14 protein-coding genes are annotated in these 15,547 nt (G+C 41.7%); 8 read left to right on the top strand and 6 right to left on the bottom strand.

What is annotated here, in order from left to right; all coding sequences use genetic code 11:
- Positions 1 to 64: 64 nt before the first annotated feature.
- Positions 65 to 604 carry a LysR family transcriptional regulator gene (locus BCU91_RS15820; protein WP_102531873.1) on the bottom strand — a complete coding sequence of 180 codons (540 nt, stop codon included), beginning with the start codon at positions 602 to 604 and terminating at the stop codon, positions 65 to 67.
- Positions 605 to 979: 375 nt separating this feature from the next.
- On the opposite strand from BCU91_RS15820, the gene BCU91_RS15815 reads away from it, so the two are divergent.
- From BCU91_RS15815 to BCU91_RS15805, 3 genes are read left to right on the top strand one after another with little or no spacing between them, the layout of a single operon-like run.
- Positions 980 to 1,723 (top strand): (Fe-S)-binding protein, encoded by a 744-nt coding sequence (locus tag BCU91_RS15815; RefSeq protein ID WP_076540150.1) that lies wholly within the window; start codon positions 980 to 982, stop codon positions 1,721 to 1,723.
- Positions 1,724 to 1,734: 11 nt separating this feature from the next.
- Positions 1,735 to 3,117: a lactate utilization protein B gene (locus BCU91_RS15810; protein WP_102531872.1), complete on the top strand. Its 1,383-nt coding sequence runs from the start codon at positions 1,735 to 1,737 to the stop codon at positions 3,115 to 3,117.
- A 1-nt stretch (position 3,118) separates the two neighbouring features.
- Positions 3,119 to 3,685 carry an LUD domain-containing protein gene (locus BCU91_RS15805; RefSeq protein WP_102475424.1) on the top strand — a complete coding sequence of 189 codons (567 nt, stop codon included), beginning with the start codon at positions 3,119 to 3,121 and terminating at the stop codon, positions 3,683 to 3,685.
- 50 nt (positions 3,686 to 3,735) lie between these two features.
- Here BCU91_RS15805 and BCU91_RS15800 read toward each other — a convergent pair whose 3' ends face one another.
- On the bottom strand, positions 3,736 to 4,629 hold the full coding sequence (locus BCU91_RS15800) for a LysR family transcriptional regulator (protein ID WP_102519877.1): 894 nt from the start codon (positions 4,627 to 4,629) through the stop codon (positions 3,736 to 3,738).
- A gap of 141 nt (positions 4,630 to 4,770) precedes the next feature.
- On the opposite strand from BCU91_RS15800, the gene BCU91_RS15795 reads away from it, so the two are divergent.
- From BCU91_RS15795 to BCU91_RS15785, 3 genes are all read left to right on the top strand, one after another.
- Positions 4,771 to 4,980, top strand: coding sequence for an ATP-binding protein (locus BCU91_RS15795; RefSeq protein WP_241901017.1), 210 nt, complete (start codon positions 4,771 to 4,773; stop codon positions 4,978 to 4,980).
- The gene (locus tag BCU91_RS15790; RefSeq protein WP_198589939.1) at positions 4,959 to 5,207 is read left to right on the top strand and encodes a hypothetical protein; all 249 of its coding nucleotides are present in this window, start codon (positions 4,959 to 4,961) and stop codon (positions 5,205 to 5,207) included. Before BCU91_RS15795 ends, BCU91_RS15790 begins: the two co-directional genes overlap by 22 nt.
- 128 nt (positions 5,208 to 5,335) lie before the next feature.
- Entirely contained in the window at positions 5,336 to 5,818 is a 483-nt protein-coding gene (locus tag BCU91_RS15785; RefSeq protein ID WP_102531870.1) for a DM13 domain-containing protein, read from the top strand.
- Positions 5,819 to 5,944: 126 nt separating this feature from the next.
- Here the strand turns inward: BCU91_RS15785 and cydX are convergent, their stop codons facing one another.
- Genes cydX through BCU91_RS15770 form a run of 3 tightly spaced genes read right to left on the bottom strand, consistent with a single transcriptional unit; the run spans position 5,945 to position 8,795 of the window.
- On the bottom strand, positions 5,945 to 6,070 hold the full coding sequence (cydX, locus tag BCU91_RS15780; RefSeq protein ID WP_102438737.1) for a cytochrome bd-I oxidase subunit CydX: 126 nt from the start codon (positions 6,068 to 6,070) through the stop codon (positions 5,945 to 5,947).
- A gap of 13 nt (positions 6,071 to 6,083) precedes the next feature.
- Positions 6,084 to 7,223: a cytochrome d ubiquinol oxidase subunit II gene (gene cydB / locus BCU91_RS15775; protein WP_102438739.1), complete on the bottom strand. Its 1,140-nt coding sequence runs from the start codon at positions 7,221 to 7,223 to the stop codon at positions 6,084 to 6,086.
- Positions 7,224 to 7,238: 15 nt separating this feature from the next.
- On the bottom strand, positions 7,239 to 8,795 hold the full coding sequence (locus BCU91_RS15770) for a cytochrome ubiquinol oxidase subunit I (protein ID WP_102438741.1): 1,557 nt from the start codon (positions 8,793 to 8,795) through the stop codon (positions 7,239 to 7,241).
- Positions 8,796 to 10,076: 1,281 nt separating this feature from the next.
- Between BCU91_RS15770 and BCU91_RS15760 the strand changes: the two genes are divergently transcribed.
- Complete coding sequence (locus BCU91_RS15760; protein WP_102475426.1) at positions 10,077 to 10,634, top strand: hypothetical protein; 558 nt, start codon at positions 10,077 to 10,079, stop codon at positions 10,632 to 10,634.
- Positions 10,635 to 11,161: 527 nt separating this feature from the next.
- Positions 11,162 to 13,276 carry a TonB-dependent siderophore receptor gene (locus BCU91_RS15755; RefSeq protein WP_102436252.1) on the top strand — a complete coding sequence of 705 codons (2,115 nt, stop codon included), beginning with the start codon at positions 11,162 to 11,164 and terminating at the stop codon, positions 13,274 to 13,276.
- 356 nt (positions 13,277 to 13,632) lie between these two features.
- Here the strand turns inward: BCU91_RS15755 and BCU91_RS15750 are convergent, their stop codons facing one another.
- Positions 13,633 to 14,112 carry a Fur family transcriptional regulator gene (locus tag BCU91_RS15750; RefSeq protein WP_102531868.1) on the bottom strand — a complete coding sequence of 160 codons (480 nt, stop codon included), beginning with the start codon at positions 14,110 to 14,112 and terminating at the stop codon, positions 13,633 to 13,635.
- Positions 14,113 to 15,547: the final 1,435 nt, after the last annotated feature.

Genomic DNA, 15,547 nt, shown 5'->3' with positions numbered 1-15,547 from the left:
TACCTATAACAAAACGGCGCTATTAAGCGCCGTTTTTTATGTTTAATTGTTCTAGGATTTCGGTTCACAATGTAATTTTAAAATGACTTGGGCTTGCTGCCATGACATAGTTTTGGGTGGCAAATTGTTTCATTCGCATTGATGAGTTTTGCGGCACCCCAATGCGCACCAGTAAATCAATGGCCTCTTGGGCGGGGTCCATAAAACTGTCGGTTTGATGTATTTCCAGATTCAAGAGTGGATACAGCTCTAACAGCTCGGATAAAAAAGGAGAAATATGTAACCGAGCAAAAGCCACTGGCGCGCTAATTTTAACAGTGCCACGGGGGCTATCAGCTTTTTGCTCTATCCGCTGAGATACTAAATCATACTGACGAATAATCTCAGCACTGTGCTTAGCAAAAGCAATACCTTCTTCAGTTAATGAAATAGCCCGCGTATGACGGTGCAGTAACTTAGTACCGACCTTCTCTTCTAATTGATTCATTTTGCGTGACACTGAAGACGGCGTCATATCTAGCCTGCGAGCAACTTCAGAAAAATTGCCAAACTGGTGCGTCATTAAAAACAGTTTTATGTCGAGCAAAGAGACATCGTAGTTCATAGCAAGATCCCAAGTTGATGCCTTAAGAGCATAAGCGATAAACACAAAATCGCACACATGAACCAAGGCAAGTGACTTTTGACACTTAAACAACAGTCATCTTGTTAAAACCAAACAGAAATGATCATAGAGTAAAATCATCAGGTATTTGGCAAAGCGACTATAAAACCAATTACTTAATTAGCAATGCCCTAACCCTCATCGATTAATTATTGCATTTATGAGAAAGTAACCCCGCACATTTGCTTTTTTACCTCTACTTTTTGCAAATTTAAAACAGTACATTAATCCTCCTAAATGTAACAGCGCTATTTTTATGACCTTAATTAGCGCTGTGACCTATCAGTTACTCTTATTCTTAACAGAGAATATGCTATGAAAATTGCACTGTTTATACCTTGTCTCGTCAATCAAATGCTGCCAGAAGTCGCCGTTGCTACGCTTGAATTATTAGAAAAGCTTGGCCATGAAGTGATATTGCCTTCAGGTCAAACTTGCTGCGGCCAACCGATGACCAACTCAGGCTGCTTTAACGAAGCAAGAAACACCACCATGAAGCTACTTAACGCTTTTAAAAATGTTGAGTGTGATGCCATTGTTTGCCCTGCTGCATCTTGCTTAGTGGCTGCCAAAGAAAATTTCCATGAGTTTGACAATAGCCCAGAAGCCCAAAAGGTTATCAGCAAGCTGTATGAACTGACCGAATTTTTACATGACATTGCCCCAATTAAGCAATTTTCGAAACCTCTGAATACCAAGGTTAGCCTACAAATGAGCTGTCACGGGATCAGAATGCTGAGTCTTGCCACTCCAAGCGAAAGCATGGGCAGGCAATTTAATAAAGTCGAAGCAGTGCTGCAAAATATTGACGGCTTAACCATTGTCTATCCCGATCGCCGTGATGAGTGCTGCGGCTTTGGCGGCACCTTTGCCGTAGACGAAGGCGCAGTATCGGCAAAAATGGGTAAAGATAAAGCCCAAGCCCACGCAGCCACCCAAGCTGAATTTGTTGTGGGGTTTGACCCATCATGTTTAATGCACCTTGATGGCATGATCCGCCGCCAACAATTACCGATCCAAACTCGCCATATCGCGCAAATCATTAACTCAGTTCTATAGGAGGCTTTGCTATGTCAAACAATCATTCATCTGAAGCGACTCACGCTAGAAAGGCCGACATTTTTTGCCGCGATGAGTCTCGCGTCGATTGGCATTCAAAAGCCTTATGGTTACTCAGAGAAAAGCGCGATCGCGCTGCAAAGCAAATTCCTGAGTGGGAAAAATTACGCCAATTAGGTTCTGAAATTAAACTGCATACCTTAAGTAACCTTGGCCAATATCTTGAGCAATTTGAAGCTAAATGCCTTGAAAATGGCGTGCAGGTTCATTGGGCTAAAGATGCCGCTGAGCATAATGAAATTGCCCATCGTATTTTGGCAAAGCACAATGTCAAAAAGCTGGTCAAATCAAAGTCAATGCTCACTGAAGAGTGTCATTTAAACCCGTACCTTGAAGAGCGCGGCATTGAAGTTATTGATACCGATTTAGGTGAGCGCATTATTCAGCTTGCCGGTATGCCGCCATCACATATTGTGGTGCCTGCTATTCACATGAAAAAAGAAGAAGTGGGTGAACTATTTCACCACAAGCTTGGCACCACTGCTGGTGAGTCTGATCCCACTTACCTGACCCGCGCAGCTCGCGCCCATTTAAGAGCGCAATTTTTATCTGCTGATGCGGCAATGACAGGGGTCAACATGGCCATTGCCGATCAAGGTGGCGTCATGGTGTGCACCAATGAAGGCAATGCTGATATGGGGGCAAACTTACCTGCGCTGCAATTGCATTCTATGGGCATTGATAAAGTCGTGCCCAATTTAGACAGTGCTGGGGTACTATTAAGAACCTTAGCTAGAAATGCCATTGGCCAACCTATTACCTCTTATTCGTCTTTCTACAACGCGCCAAAGCCAGATGGTGAGATGCACATTATTATTGTTGATAATGGCCGCAGCGCAATGATGCAAGACAGTATTTTAGCCGAGTCACTGAAGTGTATTCGTTGTGGTGGCTGTTTAAATACCTGCCCTGTGTATCGCCGCTCTGGTGGTTATAGCTATAACTACACCATCCCTGGCCCTATTGGGATTGCAGTAGGCGCGCAGCACGACAAAACGGACTCTATGCCTTGGGGATGTACTCTCTGTGGCAGTTGTAGCTTTGTCTGCCCAACACAAGTGCCGCTGGATAAAATTATTGCCCGCCACCGCCGCATTAAAGCCGAACAAAACCGCTTACCTTATGGCAAAAAGCATTACATGCCATTAGTCGGTAAATTTATCAGTAGTACCACAGCGATGAACTGCTCAATGAGCGCGGCAAGAACATCATTACGTATTTTACCCCATAGCTTATTAAAGCCATTTTCTGGCGCTTGGGGTAAATACCGCGAATTACCACAGGCACCAAAGTCGAGCTTTGAAGCTTGGTTTAAACGTAATAGAGGCCAATAATATGTCCAGTAAAAATACCATTTTGGCAGCATTGCAAAAATCTGCCGTGGCAACAGCCACTATGCCAGTTATCGATATCCCATTACGAGATATGGACTTAGTCAGTGCATTTAACACTAACCTCAGCGCCGTTGCCGGTAAACTGATTCAACAAGGTGGTATTGCTGCCTTAAACAGCTATACCCATGAGCTGATCAGCCAAGGTAAACAAGTGTTATCAATGGTTGATGGCGTCAGCGGCAACCGTCAGCAGCCTGACACTGCCCATGCGATGCAAGACATTGACTTTACCGTACTGAAAGGCGAGATAGCAGTAGCTGAAAATGGCGCAATTTGGGTATCGTTACCCCAAAGCCATCGAGTGACGCCGTTTATCTGTGAAAACCTGATTATCACCATTGCTGCCGATGACATAGTACAAGACATGCATCAAGCGATGAAGTTAATTAATAGTGCTGTACCGTCATTTGGGGTGTTTATTGCAGGCCCTTCAAAGACAGCCGATATTGAGCAAGCCTTAGTCGTCGGTGCCCATGGGGCTTGTAGTTTAGATGTTTACTTAGTTTAAGTATCTATCGACAAACTACACCCTGTTTTTGGCTAGCAACAGTTCAGTTGCTAGCCAAATATAGAGGCTGACTTTGACAACATAAAATCTAAAAACAATTGTACTTTTAGTGGCTGATGACTGCGCTGATGGTATAACAGCGAAATACGCCGGGTCTCACCCTGCCACTGAGGTAGCACTGGCACTAACGCCCCAGATGCCACTTCTTGCTCAACAAACTTAGTGGGACCATACATGATCCCCGCTCCTGCTACAGTTGCTTTCACCGCGCCGTGAATATCCGATAAGGTCAGTTTTGCCGGGCCCTCATAGTAAAACTCCCCCAACTGTTTATGAATTAAAACCCAATTAAACAGCGGCCACATTTTTACTAAATTATGCTCAACTAGCTGCTTAGGATGGCTCACTGCTGCCGCTTTGTCTAAATAACTAGGCGCGGCAAACAAACCATAATGCAGCACCCCAAATAACTTAGACACCCAAGATGAATCTGGCTGCGCTCCGCCTACAATGGCGACATCAACACCTTCATCAATTAAATCAATGGTCTGGTTATTTTGGCTAATGTGCAATTGAATATCAGGATACGCGATAGAAAACTCGGTTATCGCTTCCATCAGCAACATCGAGGTAATAGAAATTGGCGTAGCTAAACGCAGGGTACCTTCGGGCTTCGCTTTCGATGGATGGTTTAGCACATCAAGTTGCGCTATCACCCCTTGATAGCGTTCAAACAATGCCCCGCCTTCTTCTGTTAAGCGAATTCGCCGAGTACTACGCATAATCAGCTGCGTATTAAGGTGGGCTTCAAGCTTCGAAATTTTGCGGCTTACGGTAGCCACAGGCATTTGCAGCTCTTTGGCCACTTGAGTAAAACTACCCGCATTGACTAAATGCACAAACAAATGGATTAGCGCAATCTCGGCACCGGCATTATTGGACATATCAACTCTCTGGTAGCGAAATAACTATTGTAATAAAAAGTCCCTCTGTCACCTAGTGGGTTATGGGCCTTATTGGGGAAATAATGAGAATCAGCAGCCTACTAATTTAGAACAAGGAAAAAACAATAAAAAAACCTGCGCTTGTCTATTCAAAGGGATGCCACACTGCTGTTTCGGGCCATATATAATCTATTAGAAAACGCCACTAAATACGCAGGCGTTAATGCCGCCATTAACGTTGAGCTAACCGCCAACGGTTTTATCATTAGTGATAACGGCCCAGGTATTTCTGATAGCGAGAAAGACAAGGTGTTTCAGCCAAACAGGGAATGCAAACCAGTGAGCAGTTAAGTCAAATCACAGCCAGTATTGGTGAACTTGCCACTTTCTCTAGCAGTATCGCTAGCGCCACAGAGCAGCAAAGCGCCGTTGCTGATGAAATCACCCGCAACTTGCATCAGATGTCGTCCCTTGCCAATGAAGGGCAAGAGCGCGCCGGAGAAACCGTTGAAGTCGCTGACGGGCTAACAGCGCTAGCAGGAGAGCTAAAAACCAAGATTAACTTCTTTAAAATTTAATCATTTGTTTGTAATAAAAGATTGTTAACTCAGGTCGTTATATGGGGCATGAACGGTAAAGTTCATGCCCCTTTATTTGATAATGAGGTTACGATTAACTACCACTTTAATGACAGAACAGGTACAGAATGAAAAAACGCACCGTTATAGCACTGCTTTCAACCCATGCACTCGTACTCGCCATTGGCTTTGGCGCGGGTATTTATACCTTACCTATTCTTACTGCACCAGATGCACCCAGTCGCGAGCAAGTGCAGTCAATTGACTCAGTGCAACGCTTTACAGGTCAATTCAGCCGTAACCTCAAAGATAGCGACGCATTGCATTGGGGCGAAGGCAAAGTGACCCTAGGCGATGAATTTATTGCACTGAATGGCAAGCTGTCACCAGGTCCTGACTTTAAAGTGTATTTGGCCAAAGAGTTTGTAGAAACAGAAGCGGATTTTAACCGTTTAAAATCAACGATGGTGCAAGTGGCCGACATCAAAACCTTCGACAATTTCTTAGTGCCAACACCAAAAGAGGTGGATATCGCAACTTACAACACCATCATTATTTGGTGTGAAAGCTTTGGTCAGTTTATTACCGCAGCCCAGTACCAGTCTATTTAAGCGCTTTAAAAACGATAACTCATTCAACCTTTGTAAGCTTGCTTCCCTTATTTCACCCATCAGCTAATTTTAAACAATAAAAAACCCTGCACTAGGCAGGGTTTGATATTTTACAACTTAAAACACTTACTTATTTTTAGCTTCAGACTCGCTAATACGGTCTAAGTTTTCAGTGTTTTCAAGCCAAAGCGCATTAATGATACCAAAAGCACAGGCCAGTAATACACCTAAAATCCAAGCGAAATACCACATAATGGCTCCTTAATTAATAAAGTGATGCTTTGTTCTTTTCAATGAAGTCGCGGTTTAAGCGACCAAACATCTTGTAGTAAGTCCAAATGGTGTAACTTAATACTGTCGGTACGAAAATAATCGCCGCCCAAGTCATCACATTAAGGGTCATTTCACTTGCGGTTGCATCCCACATCGTTAAGCTCACATTTGGATCAAGCGATGAAGGCATGACGAATGGGAACATTGATGCGCCACATGTCACGATAATGCCTGCAATAGCTAGTGAGCTAAATAAGAATGCAAAACCACTTCGGTTAAAGCGACTTGCTAGAATCACCAAGATTGGCATCAACAAACCTAATGCTGGGAACAGCATAGTCAGAGGATACTTGTCATAGTTAACTAACCATGCGCCTGCTTCTATAGCAACAGTTTTAGCCGTTGGATTAGAAGGACCAGCAGTATCGATTACTGAAGTAACCACATAACCGTCAATACCATTTACTAACCAAACACCCGCAGCAGCAAACAACACTGTCACTAACAAACCACACACTTGTGATGCTTTAGCAGCGCGAACACGTAGCTCACCTTCGGTTTTCATTTGTAACCATGAAGCACCTTGCATCATCATCATAAGTGCACTGATTAAGCCAGCTAATAAACCAAATGGGTTTAGTAGGCCTAGTAAGCCACCTTGATAAGTTGCACGTAGGTATTCATCGAACTCAAACGGTACACCTTGTAATAAGTTACCAAAAGCAACACCGATAACTAATGGAGGAACAAAACCACCGACAAACAAGGCCCAATCCCACGACTTACGCCATTTTGGATCTTCAATTTTTGAGCGGTAATCAAAACCAACAGGGCGCAGGAATAAGGCGAATAACACCAACATCATTGCCACATAAAAACCCGAGAACGACACGGCATATACTGTTGGCCAAGCAGCAAATAACGCACCACCTGCAGTAATTAACCAAACTTGGTTACCATCCCAATGAGGGGCAATCGAGTTAATCATGATACGGCGCTCAGTGTCGTCTTTACCAATAATTGGTAATAACGCACCCACACCCATATCAAAACCATCTGTCACAGCAAACCCAACTAGCAATACGCCAACCAGAGCCCACCAGATAAATCTTAGCATTTCATAATCAAACATAATCAGGTCCTCAGATTAAGCATCTTGGTTTTCAAAATGATATCTACCTGTCTTAAGGCATGATGGGCCAAGACGAGCAAACTTAAACATTAAGAACATTTCGATCACTAATAGTATTGAGTAGAACACAGTGATTGAAATGATACTGAACCATATATCACCTGGCGTTAGCGTTGATGCTGACATAAAGGTCGGTAAGACTTCTGAAATGGTCCAAGGTTGACGACCATACTCTGCCACAAACCAACCACATTCAATTGCAATCCAAGGTAGTGGCAAGCTGTATAGCGCTGCACGTAATACCCATGGTTTTTCTTCAATTTTATGACGGGTGCTTTGCCAGAATGCCGCAGCAAATACCAATAGCATAATCACGCCACACGCAACCATGATACGGAATGACCAGAACATAGGGGCAACGTTAGGAATAGAGTCTTTAGCGGCAGCTTTAATTTGCTCTTCTGTCGCATCGACTACATTTTCTGTGTAACGTTTTAGCAGTAGACCATAGCCTAAATCGCCTTTGGTCATTTCAAAATCAGCACGAATTTGCTCTGTTTCATTACCTGCGCGAAGTTGTTCTAGTAAAGAGTAAGCAATCATACCGTTACGGATACGAATTTCATGCTCGTCGATTAAGTCGATAATACCAGTCACTTGCTCATCTAAAGAACGCGTTGCAATGATCCCCATTACGTATGGGATCTTAATCGCGTAGTCAGTGTGCATGGTTTCTTGATTTGGGAAACCCACTGCAGTAAAGGCCGCTGGTGCTGGCTCAGTGTGCCATTCCGCTTCAATTGCCGCTAATTTAACGCGCTGTACTTCACCTACTTCATAGCCAGACTCATCGCCTAGTACCATTACCGATAGGATTGACGCCATACCAAAACTTGCAGCAATCGCAAACGAGCGACGGGCAAACGGTAAATCACGACCTTTAAGGATAAAGTAAGAACTAATTGCCAAGACGAACATCGCGCCGGCAACATAACCTGATGCGACTGTATGAACAAACTTAACTTGCGCAACAGGGTTGAACAGTACTTCAGCGAAGCTGGTCATTTCCATACGCATTGTTTCATAGTTAAACACTGACCCTACTGGGTTTTGCATCCAACCATTAGCAATCAGGATCCATAAAGCTGACATGTTAGAGCCGATAGCAACTAACCAAGTAACCGCTAAATGTTGACGCTTACTAAAGCGATCCCAACCGAAGAAGAACATACCCACTAAGGTAGATTCTAAGAAGAAAGCCATTAAGCCTTCAATCGCCAGTGGAGCACCAAAAATATCACCCACATAATGTGAGAAATACGCCCAGTTAGTACCGAACTGGAATTCCATTGCTAAACCGGTGGTAACACCTAAAGCAAAGTTAATTCCGAATAACTTACCCCAAAACTTAGTCATGTCTTTGTAGATTTGGTTATTAGTCATCACGTAAACGGATTCCATAATAGCCAAAATAAACGCTAGACCTAAGGTTAAAGGTACAAATATAAAGTGGTACATGGCTGTTAGCGCGAACTGTAACCGTGACAGTTCAACAACCTCTTCAATAATCATTGGCGACTCCTTACCCAGTACATCCAAATGTCATGTCGACTTCCTCAAAAACAAAAGTGTTATTGCAGGAAATAAATTTATTAATCTAAAGCAGCACCCAAAAAAACAGGTTAATGAATTGTTATTTTAAGACTACCGTAACTCAATTTCGTTTTTAGTTTATTTCGCCTTAGCACCACAATAGTGAGACGTTTATCACACCAAGATAGCAAAGGGTGACACAGCGCAAATAAACCAAGCCCACCAAAATCATAAAATCAGCAAAAACAGTTACTTATAAAAATAATTAATGGTGCACACCTCTATTTTATATCATCTAAATTTGATTCAAATCAATCAAACTTGCCACCCTTAATGGGTTTTCTGTGGGTTTTGGGCAATAGCGCAAACTACCAACTTTTATGTATTGACCAATACCCCAAATATTGCTAGGAATTTTTTTACATTTTTTTAATATAGTGTTCCCTAATCCATGTTTTGCTAATGAATTTAGCCTAAGTAACAAAATTAGATCAAAAAAAACCATGGGATATATATTTTAACCCTTACAGCTTTAATTTAAATAATTAAACCATTGAATATAAATAACAAATAAAAATAATAGTTCAAAAACAAAGCAGGAAGCCACACCTCATTCATTAGTTTTGCTAATGCGTTAGATTAATTTAACTCGTTTGAGAAAAACATCGGCAGGCTTTAATATTCGCCCCGTGTTGAGAGAAGGTCGATTGGACTTGAACAGAATGGATTTCAAGTTACATCCCCAACTCTACTAATTTGAAATTATTACTGAGTGGAGATTTAAAAGATGACTAAATTATTTGATCGCGTAATCAACAGCTACAAACGTATCTTTGTTGAAATGCACAAATCGTACTAAACGCTATTATGTTGTTGCTAGCATCAATACCTACAATTTAGGTGAGTGTTAGCAGCAATAAAACTAAAGACGCATTAAGTATGCAATTGCTTGCTAAATCCGTTGGACGTTTACCCTTGATGTTTTGTTAGCGCAAAACAGCTCTTGCAACATAGAGCAATAATCGGCCCTTTAGGATTAATATTCTAAGGGGCTTTTTATTGTCTAATTTAAAGTTTGCTTATCATTGGCGCTTGCAACAGAGTAATCAATGCATAGCCATAACCTCTAAGTTAGTACACATAAGTTAGGACACATAAGTTAGGACACTACTGCTTATATAATCATATAATAATCTATATATTGCCCATTAGTTGCCCCCGCCCAATACTCGTTGGCGATGAATCCTAAAGAGATGACATATGCATGAACAAAAGCTAAGCCTTGTTATTGAAAGCGGCCACCCTGCCTATGAATGGGCAAAAAAGCAGTCTGACGCCGTCGGCGCTTTTGGTCACATAGGTACTCATATTGATTGTTACGATTCAGAGCCATTAGAAGCACAGTATGAAGTCGATGTCGTTGTTATAAATTGTACTCACGAAATGCCGTCAGTGGATGATTTAGAGCCTTTAGCGTTAGCAGACAAAGCATTGGTACTTTTTACCGCAAACATTGAGCAAAATGGTTACGGCACGCCAAACTATGGCGTTATGAATACTGCGCTAACCAGTGATGCTATTGAGCAAATTCTACTTAACGCGCCCGCCTTTATCGTTATTGACAGCTACGGAATAGGATCCCATGGTGATGAACACATAGGTTTTGATAAAAGATGCGAGTCGAAAGGCTGTTTCGTGATTGAAAATGTGAACTTATCTGCAGCAGTAACACACTCAATGGTAAAACTTAAAATAGCCTTTGATAAGGACTCTAAATCGACAGGAAAAAGGTGCGATATTAGCGCAATTTGCCGCTAACTATTTATAGTTTAATAATGCTATCTAACTAATTGTCTTGAATTAATTTCACCTAACAAATCGCATCTAACTATATGTCCCAAATTAATCCCACCTAATAAATTGCACCTAACTATTTGTCTCTAATTAATTCCACCTAACAGATTGCGCCTAACCTACTGTATTTAAATGTTTTTATTTAACATTCTGCATCTAACTATTTGTATTTAACTATTTGTATTTAACTATTTGTATTTAACTATTTGTATTTAACTATTTGTATTTAACTATGGGATTAATAAAGATCTCCTGTTTAAGCCAGATGCGCCCTTTCTGAACCTCGAAACTCCTTTGGGATTAACTGGTTTTTCACTGTCCCCGCTAAAAAGTACCAGCAGCGGACTTTCTGTTTGCCGTTCTCAATAGCTTTATGTATTTCAAAACCCTTAAGTGGCCAAAGTGACTGTTTGTTACTGGCTTCACTTTGACGAAATAAATGATATGTTATAACATTGCCTTTTTAATCCATCCTTGATAGGGCAAAGCACGTGAAAAAGCATTTTCTATATTCAATTATTGTCATTTCTAATGGTGCGTTAGCGCAAGATAGCAATAACCCAACCTCAGAAACTAATGATGATATTGAGCGCATTGAGGTAAATAGACTTTGGCAGCCTTACCGAGGCAACGTACCATTGATTGATACTCCCCAAGCAGTAGATAGAATTAATGCCGATACCATCAAAAACGAGGGCATTACTCGTTTCATGGACGCCTTGGACTTTTCGCCTAGTATCGTAAGGCAAAATAACTCTGGCGGTATGTTTGATAGCTTTGCTATTCGCGGTTTTTCGGGCGACGAAAATAACCCGACAGGTTACTTAGTAAATGGCTTTAACTCGCGAGGTTATAACGGCAACAGAAATACCGCCAATATTGAAACCATTGAAGTAATGAAAGGGCCAGGCTCAGCACTGTACGGACAAGGTGAACCGGGTGGCACGGTCAATATCATCACTAAAAAGCCGCAATTTGATGAACAAGGTTATATTCAGGGAACCTTAGGTAATTTCAATCAAAAACAAGTGGAATTTGATCACACCAAAGGCATTAGTGACGATGTTGCTTACCGCATCAATGGCTTTTACGAAGATTCAGATACCTTTCGTGACCATGTTGATATTGAAAGCTTGAATTTAAGCCCGTCACTTTTGTGGAATATCTCTGACGCCACCAGCTTAAGTTATGAAATGGAAATTCTACATCAAAGCAAGCCGTTAGATCGCGGTGTCTATGTATTAGATAATGATTTTGACGCTGTCGATACTGCCGCATTTTATGGTGATACCCGAGACGGAGCCCATAAAGTTGAAGCGCTAGGACACCAACTACTATTAAATCATCAGCTTAATAACTCGTGGCACTTATTAGCCGGTTTAGCTTATCGGGATTCATCCTTTAAAGGTCAATCTTCAGATGCTGAACTATCTGACGGCCGCCAGCTGATTTATAGCGACCCAAATACCTTATCAAGACAAAGAAGAGAGCGTGATTATCAGGCGCAAGACTTCTCGGCGCGTTTTGAAGTTAGCGGTGACGTAGAGCTTGGTGGAATGACCAATAATCTATTAATTGGGTTAGATTATTATAACTTCCAGCTAGATACTGATTATAGAGTGTGGCGAACCGCTTGGGGTTCAGGCGATGCGACATACTCAATCAACCCTAATAACCCTGATTACACTATGTATCAGCCTGAAACCACACCAACAACCTTAACCTTTGAAGAGCAAAAAGGCCTTGGTTTTTACGCCCAAGATTTAATTGAGTTGACTGATAAAGCCAAGCTGTTATTGGGCTTCAGAGTCGATAGCTTTAATCAGCACATTGTCAATAAACTGGATAATGAGTCTCAAGAGCAAGATCAAACTGAAGTATCTTCTCGTTTCGGTTTTGTCTATGAATTGGATGACAATATCAATATTTACACCAGCTACGCTGAAGGTTTCAGACCTAATCCTGGGCTTGATTCAGACAGAAATGCTTTTGACCCAGAACAAACTAAATCTTTCGAAGTCGGTCTTAAATGGCAAAATGTCGCTGACAGGTTCTCCGGTAGCCTTGCACTGTTTGATGCCAGCAAAACCAATATGTTAACAGCAGAGCCAGACACAGGGCTTTCTGCGACTTTAGGTGAGGTTGAAAGTCAGGGAGTTGAGTTTCAGCTGACCACCTTACTAACGGCTGATACCAGCATTGAGTTAGCCTACGCTTATACCGATGCAAGAACAGCAAACGATTTGATTGATAATGACTGGGGCGTGCCAATCCCTAAAGGTTCACGCTTAATCAACGTTGCAGAGCATGTCGGTCATGTGGCCCTAAGACATTATACTGACATTATGGGTAAAGAAGCTTATTTTGGCGCTACGGTCAATTACGTTGGCGACCGTCTAGGTGAAACCACATCACCTGATTATATTTTACCTGCATACACCTTAGTGAACCTATCCGCAGCGATAGAGTTAAGCAGCAAGTTTAGTGTAATGCTTGATGTGAATAACCTGTTTAATGAGCAATACTTTGAAAGCTCCTATCACAGGTTATGGACTATGCCGGGTGAGCCGATTAACTTTACCGCGAGTGTAAAGTATCAATTCTAATTTTCAGCATTAATTGCTGCTTGGACTTGCTAATACGGCTTCTGTTTAAGGTTTTCACTGCTCATTGACATCAGTCAACTCCGCGGTAAACCCCAAACTTCATTGTCTTAGCATCGCCACTAACGCTATTTGGATAGTTAAATTTGATAGTTAAATTTGATAGTTAAATTTGATAGCGTTAAACCTTGTCACTAGTCCCGACTGACAAGGGGCAAGTCCGCGGTGTAAACTCAAACTGCATTGTTTTAGTACCACAATGACATTAAGCGACCTTAGGGTCGCTTTTTTGTTGAGGATATCAGAGGTGAATCTATCAGTTGGGCTGAGTGGCTCAAGTGTCAAATATGAAGAATGCGTTACTCATTGGGCTTTTCACTAGGGTTAGCACAGTCATTACACAAGCATTGTAATTCTATTTGAGAGTTGAGCAGTTGAAAGTCCGCTTGTTGAATGCTCTCTTTTAAAGCCTCGATCACGCTGGCTTGAATGCCCTTCTCGGCCACTTTGCCGCAACTTTTACAAATCAAAAACTGCGGTACTTGGTGCTTGTGAGCGCAAGTGATGTGTGAACAAGCAAGGTACTTATTTTCAGATGATAGCTTATGCACTAAAGGCAGTTCACTGAGTATATCCAGCATACGATAAACAGACATCGGTGCTAATGATTCTTGGTGTGTCGCACGGTAAATATCAACGATTTCATAGGCTGATAAGGGTTTGCTAGAGTTAAGTAATACACCTAAAACATTCTTTCTTTTTGCCGTTAGCTTTACACCATTGTCGTGACATAGTTGTTCTGCTTTAGCAAAAATTTCAGTGTTATTAGAAGTAGGCATAGATAAGCTCAAGAGAAATCGTTGTTGTTGTTATTATTTCTTGTCGGACTGACATTGTAAATGATAAAAAATAGAACATCTTAACAGCATTAAATAATTGCTATTTTTTGTGATTTTAAACCGTTTTTCGGCGCTTAGCTAATTTAGACCATTGGTTTCCTTTTTGTATTTCCAAACTTCGTTTGGATTAACGTCGTGGTTTTCCACCCACAGCTGATTTTGACCTGTGGATTTTATTCTGCATTTCCAAACTTCGTTTGGATTAATATCGTGGGTTTTCTGCCCACTGCTGATTTTGATATCTGGGTTTCAGCCTGTAATTCCAAACTCCGTTTGGATTAACGTCGTGGCGCTTCGCCCCTTCTTTTGCAAAGAGCAGAGTCAAGGGGGAAAGCGCTCACATTTTACAAAAGAAGCCCTTAACAAACCCTCAGCGCCCTAACGAAAAATGCTGAAAAGCGCATGATTTACGATGGGGATTGATCCAGCTTTTAACTTCGTTTGTTGATAACTTCGGTCCCTGTTTATTATAAAGAGTGAAAATGCTAACGCTTCCGATGGTGCATCCCTGCACCGCGAAAGCTAGCCTGACGTCCTGTCAAGCTCACGCTATTTTCTCTGCGTCCTCAATTCAAAGGGAGTCCTTTAGCTGATTAGATTCTTGGTTTTTTTAGCTTTTTTAATTGCCACGAATACAGTCAAATCGAAGAGATAATAATCCCGGTGTAGATGCAGCAGCGAGCTTCTGACTGCCAAGGATGGCAAGAATGTCATTATTTTTCTGGAACAAATTTGACCAAAACATGGCGAAGTTTCACAGCGTGAAACGCTCTGAGCGAGAGGCAGAGATGCCGAACTGGCCGTTTAACATGGATGTTATTTGTTTTGGCAGAGCTTACATGGACCTTTTGATTTATATAAAGAATGCAGCGTCTCGCAGTTGTATCTGCACATAAGGTCGCTTTTTCACATCTGACCCATAGGGATTTGGGAAATGTCATGATGATGTCGGGAACATCATTGACCATGTGATCGCGACATTTGTATATCCTATACATCACCTGCGGCAGGCAATGGATTAAATTGAAGTAATGGACTACCGTAACGGATCCAATATAAATGAAGTTTAAAGCTGGTGCTGGTAACTCGTTTATGCCCCGATATGTGTTTGAAATGGATATCTCTCGAGGTTTAGTCATTTGTATTTACCCTCAATAATCTAATATCACCTTCAATAGAGTGGCCAAATTCGCTATACCACTACACTTTTTCTAATCGATTATGACCGCCTTACTTGTCGTCCAAATGACTGGTTGCCTATACAGGTATAACTGATTTTCTTCAAATTGAGATAATTCTGACGCCAAAGGATGCGTAAAATGAGCTTTTTACGCATCGATAATTTTGTAATATTCGAGAAAACCCATACATATCA

The organism is Shewanella sp. 10N.286.52.B9 (assembly GCF_002873635.1).
Lineage (GTDB): Bacteria > Pseudomonadota > Gammaproteobacteria > Enterobacterales > Shewanellaceae > Shewanella.
Note: the sequence above shows the minus strand (reverse complement) of the source record. Positions and strands in the feature narration are given on the sequence as shown.

What these genes read in the sequence shown, in the direction of transcription:
- BCU91_RS15760 (WP_102475426.1), top strand. Translation starts at nt 10,077, where the DNA reads ATGCATGAACAAAAGCTAAGCCTTGTTATTGAAAGCGGCCACCCTGCC.
- BCU91_RS15770 (WP_102438741.1), bottom strand. Translation starts at nt 8,795, where the DNA reads ATGATTATTGAAGAGGTTGTTGAACTGTCACGGTTACAGTTCGCGCTA.
- cydX (WP_102438737.1), bottom strand. Translation starts at nt 6,070, where the DNA reads ATGTGGTATTTCGCTTGGATTTTAGGTGTATTACTGGCCTGTGCTTTT.
- BCU91_RS15820 (WP_102531873.1), bottom strand. Translation starts at nt 604, where the DNA reads ATGAACTACGATGTCTCTTTGCTCGACATAAAACTGTTTTTAATGACG.
- BCU91_RS15785 (WP_102531870.1), top strand. Translation starts at nt 5,336, where the DNA reads ATGAAAAAACGCACCGTTATAGCACTGCTTTCAACCCATGCACTCGTA.
- BCU91_RS15790 (WP_198589939.1), top strand. Translation starts at nt 4,959, where the DNA reads ATGCAAACCAGTGAGCAGTTAAGTCAAATCACAGCCAGTATTGGTGAA.
- BCU91_RS15800 (WP_102519877.1), bottom strand. Translation starts at nt 4,629, where the DNA reads ATGTCCAATAATGCCGGTGCCGAGATTGCGCTAATCCATTTGTTTGTG.
- BCU91_RS15805 (WP_102475424.1), top strand. Translation starts at nt 3,119, where the DNA reads ATGTCCAGTAAAAATACCATTTTGGCAGCATTGCAAAAATCTGCCGTG.
- cydB (WP_102438739.1), bottom strand. Translation starts at nt 7,223, where the DNA reads ATGTTTGATTATGAAATGCTAAGATTTATCTGGTGGGCTCTGGTTGGC.
- BCU91_RS15815 (WP_076540150.1), top strand. Translation starts at nt 980, where the DNA reads ATGAAAATTGCACTGTTTATACCTTGTCTCGTCAATCAAATGCTGCCA.
- BCU91_RS15810 (WP_102531872.1), top strand. Translation starts at nt 1,735, where the DNA reads ATGTCAAACAATCATTCATCTGAAGCGACTCACGCTAGAAAGGCCGAC.
- BCU91_RS15750 (WP_102531868.1), bottom strand. Translation starts at nt 14,112, where the DNA reads ATGCCTACTTCTAATAACACTGAAATTTTTGCTAAAGCAGAACAACTA.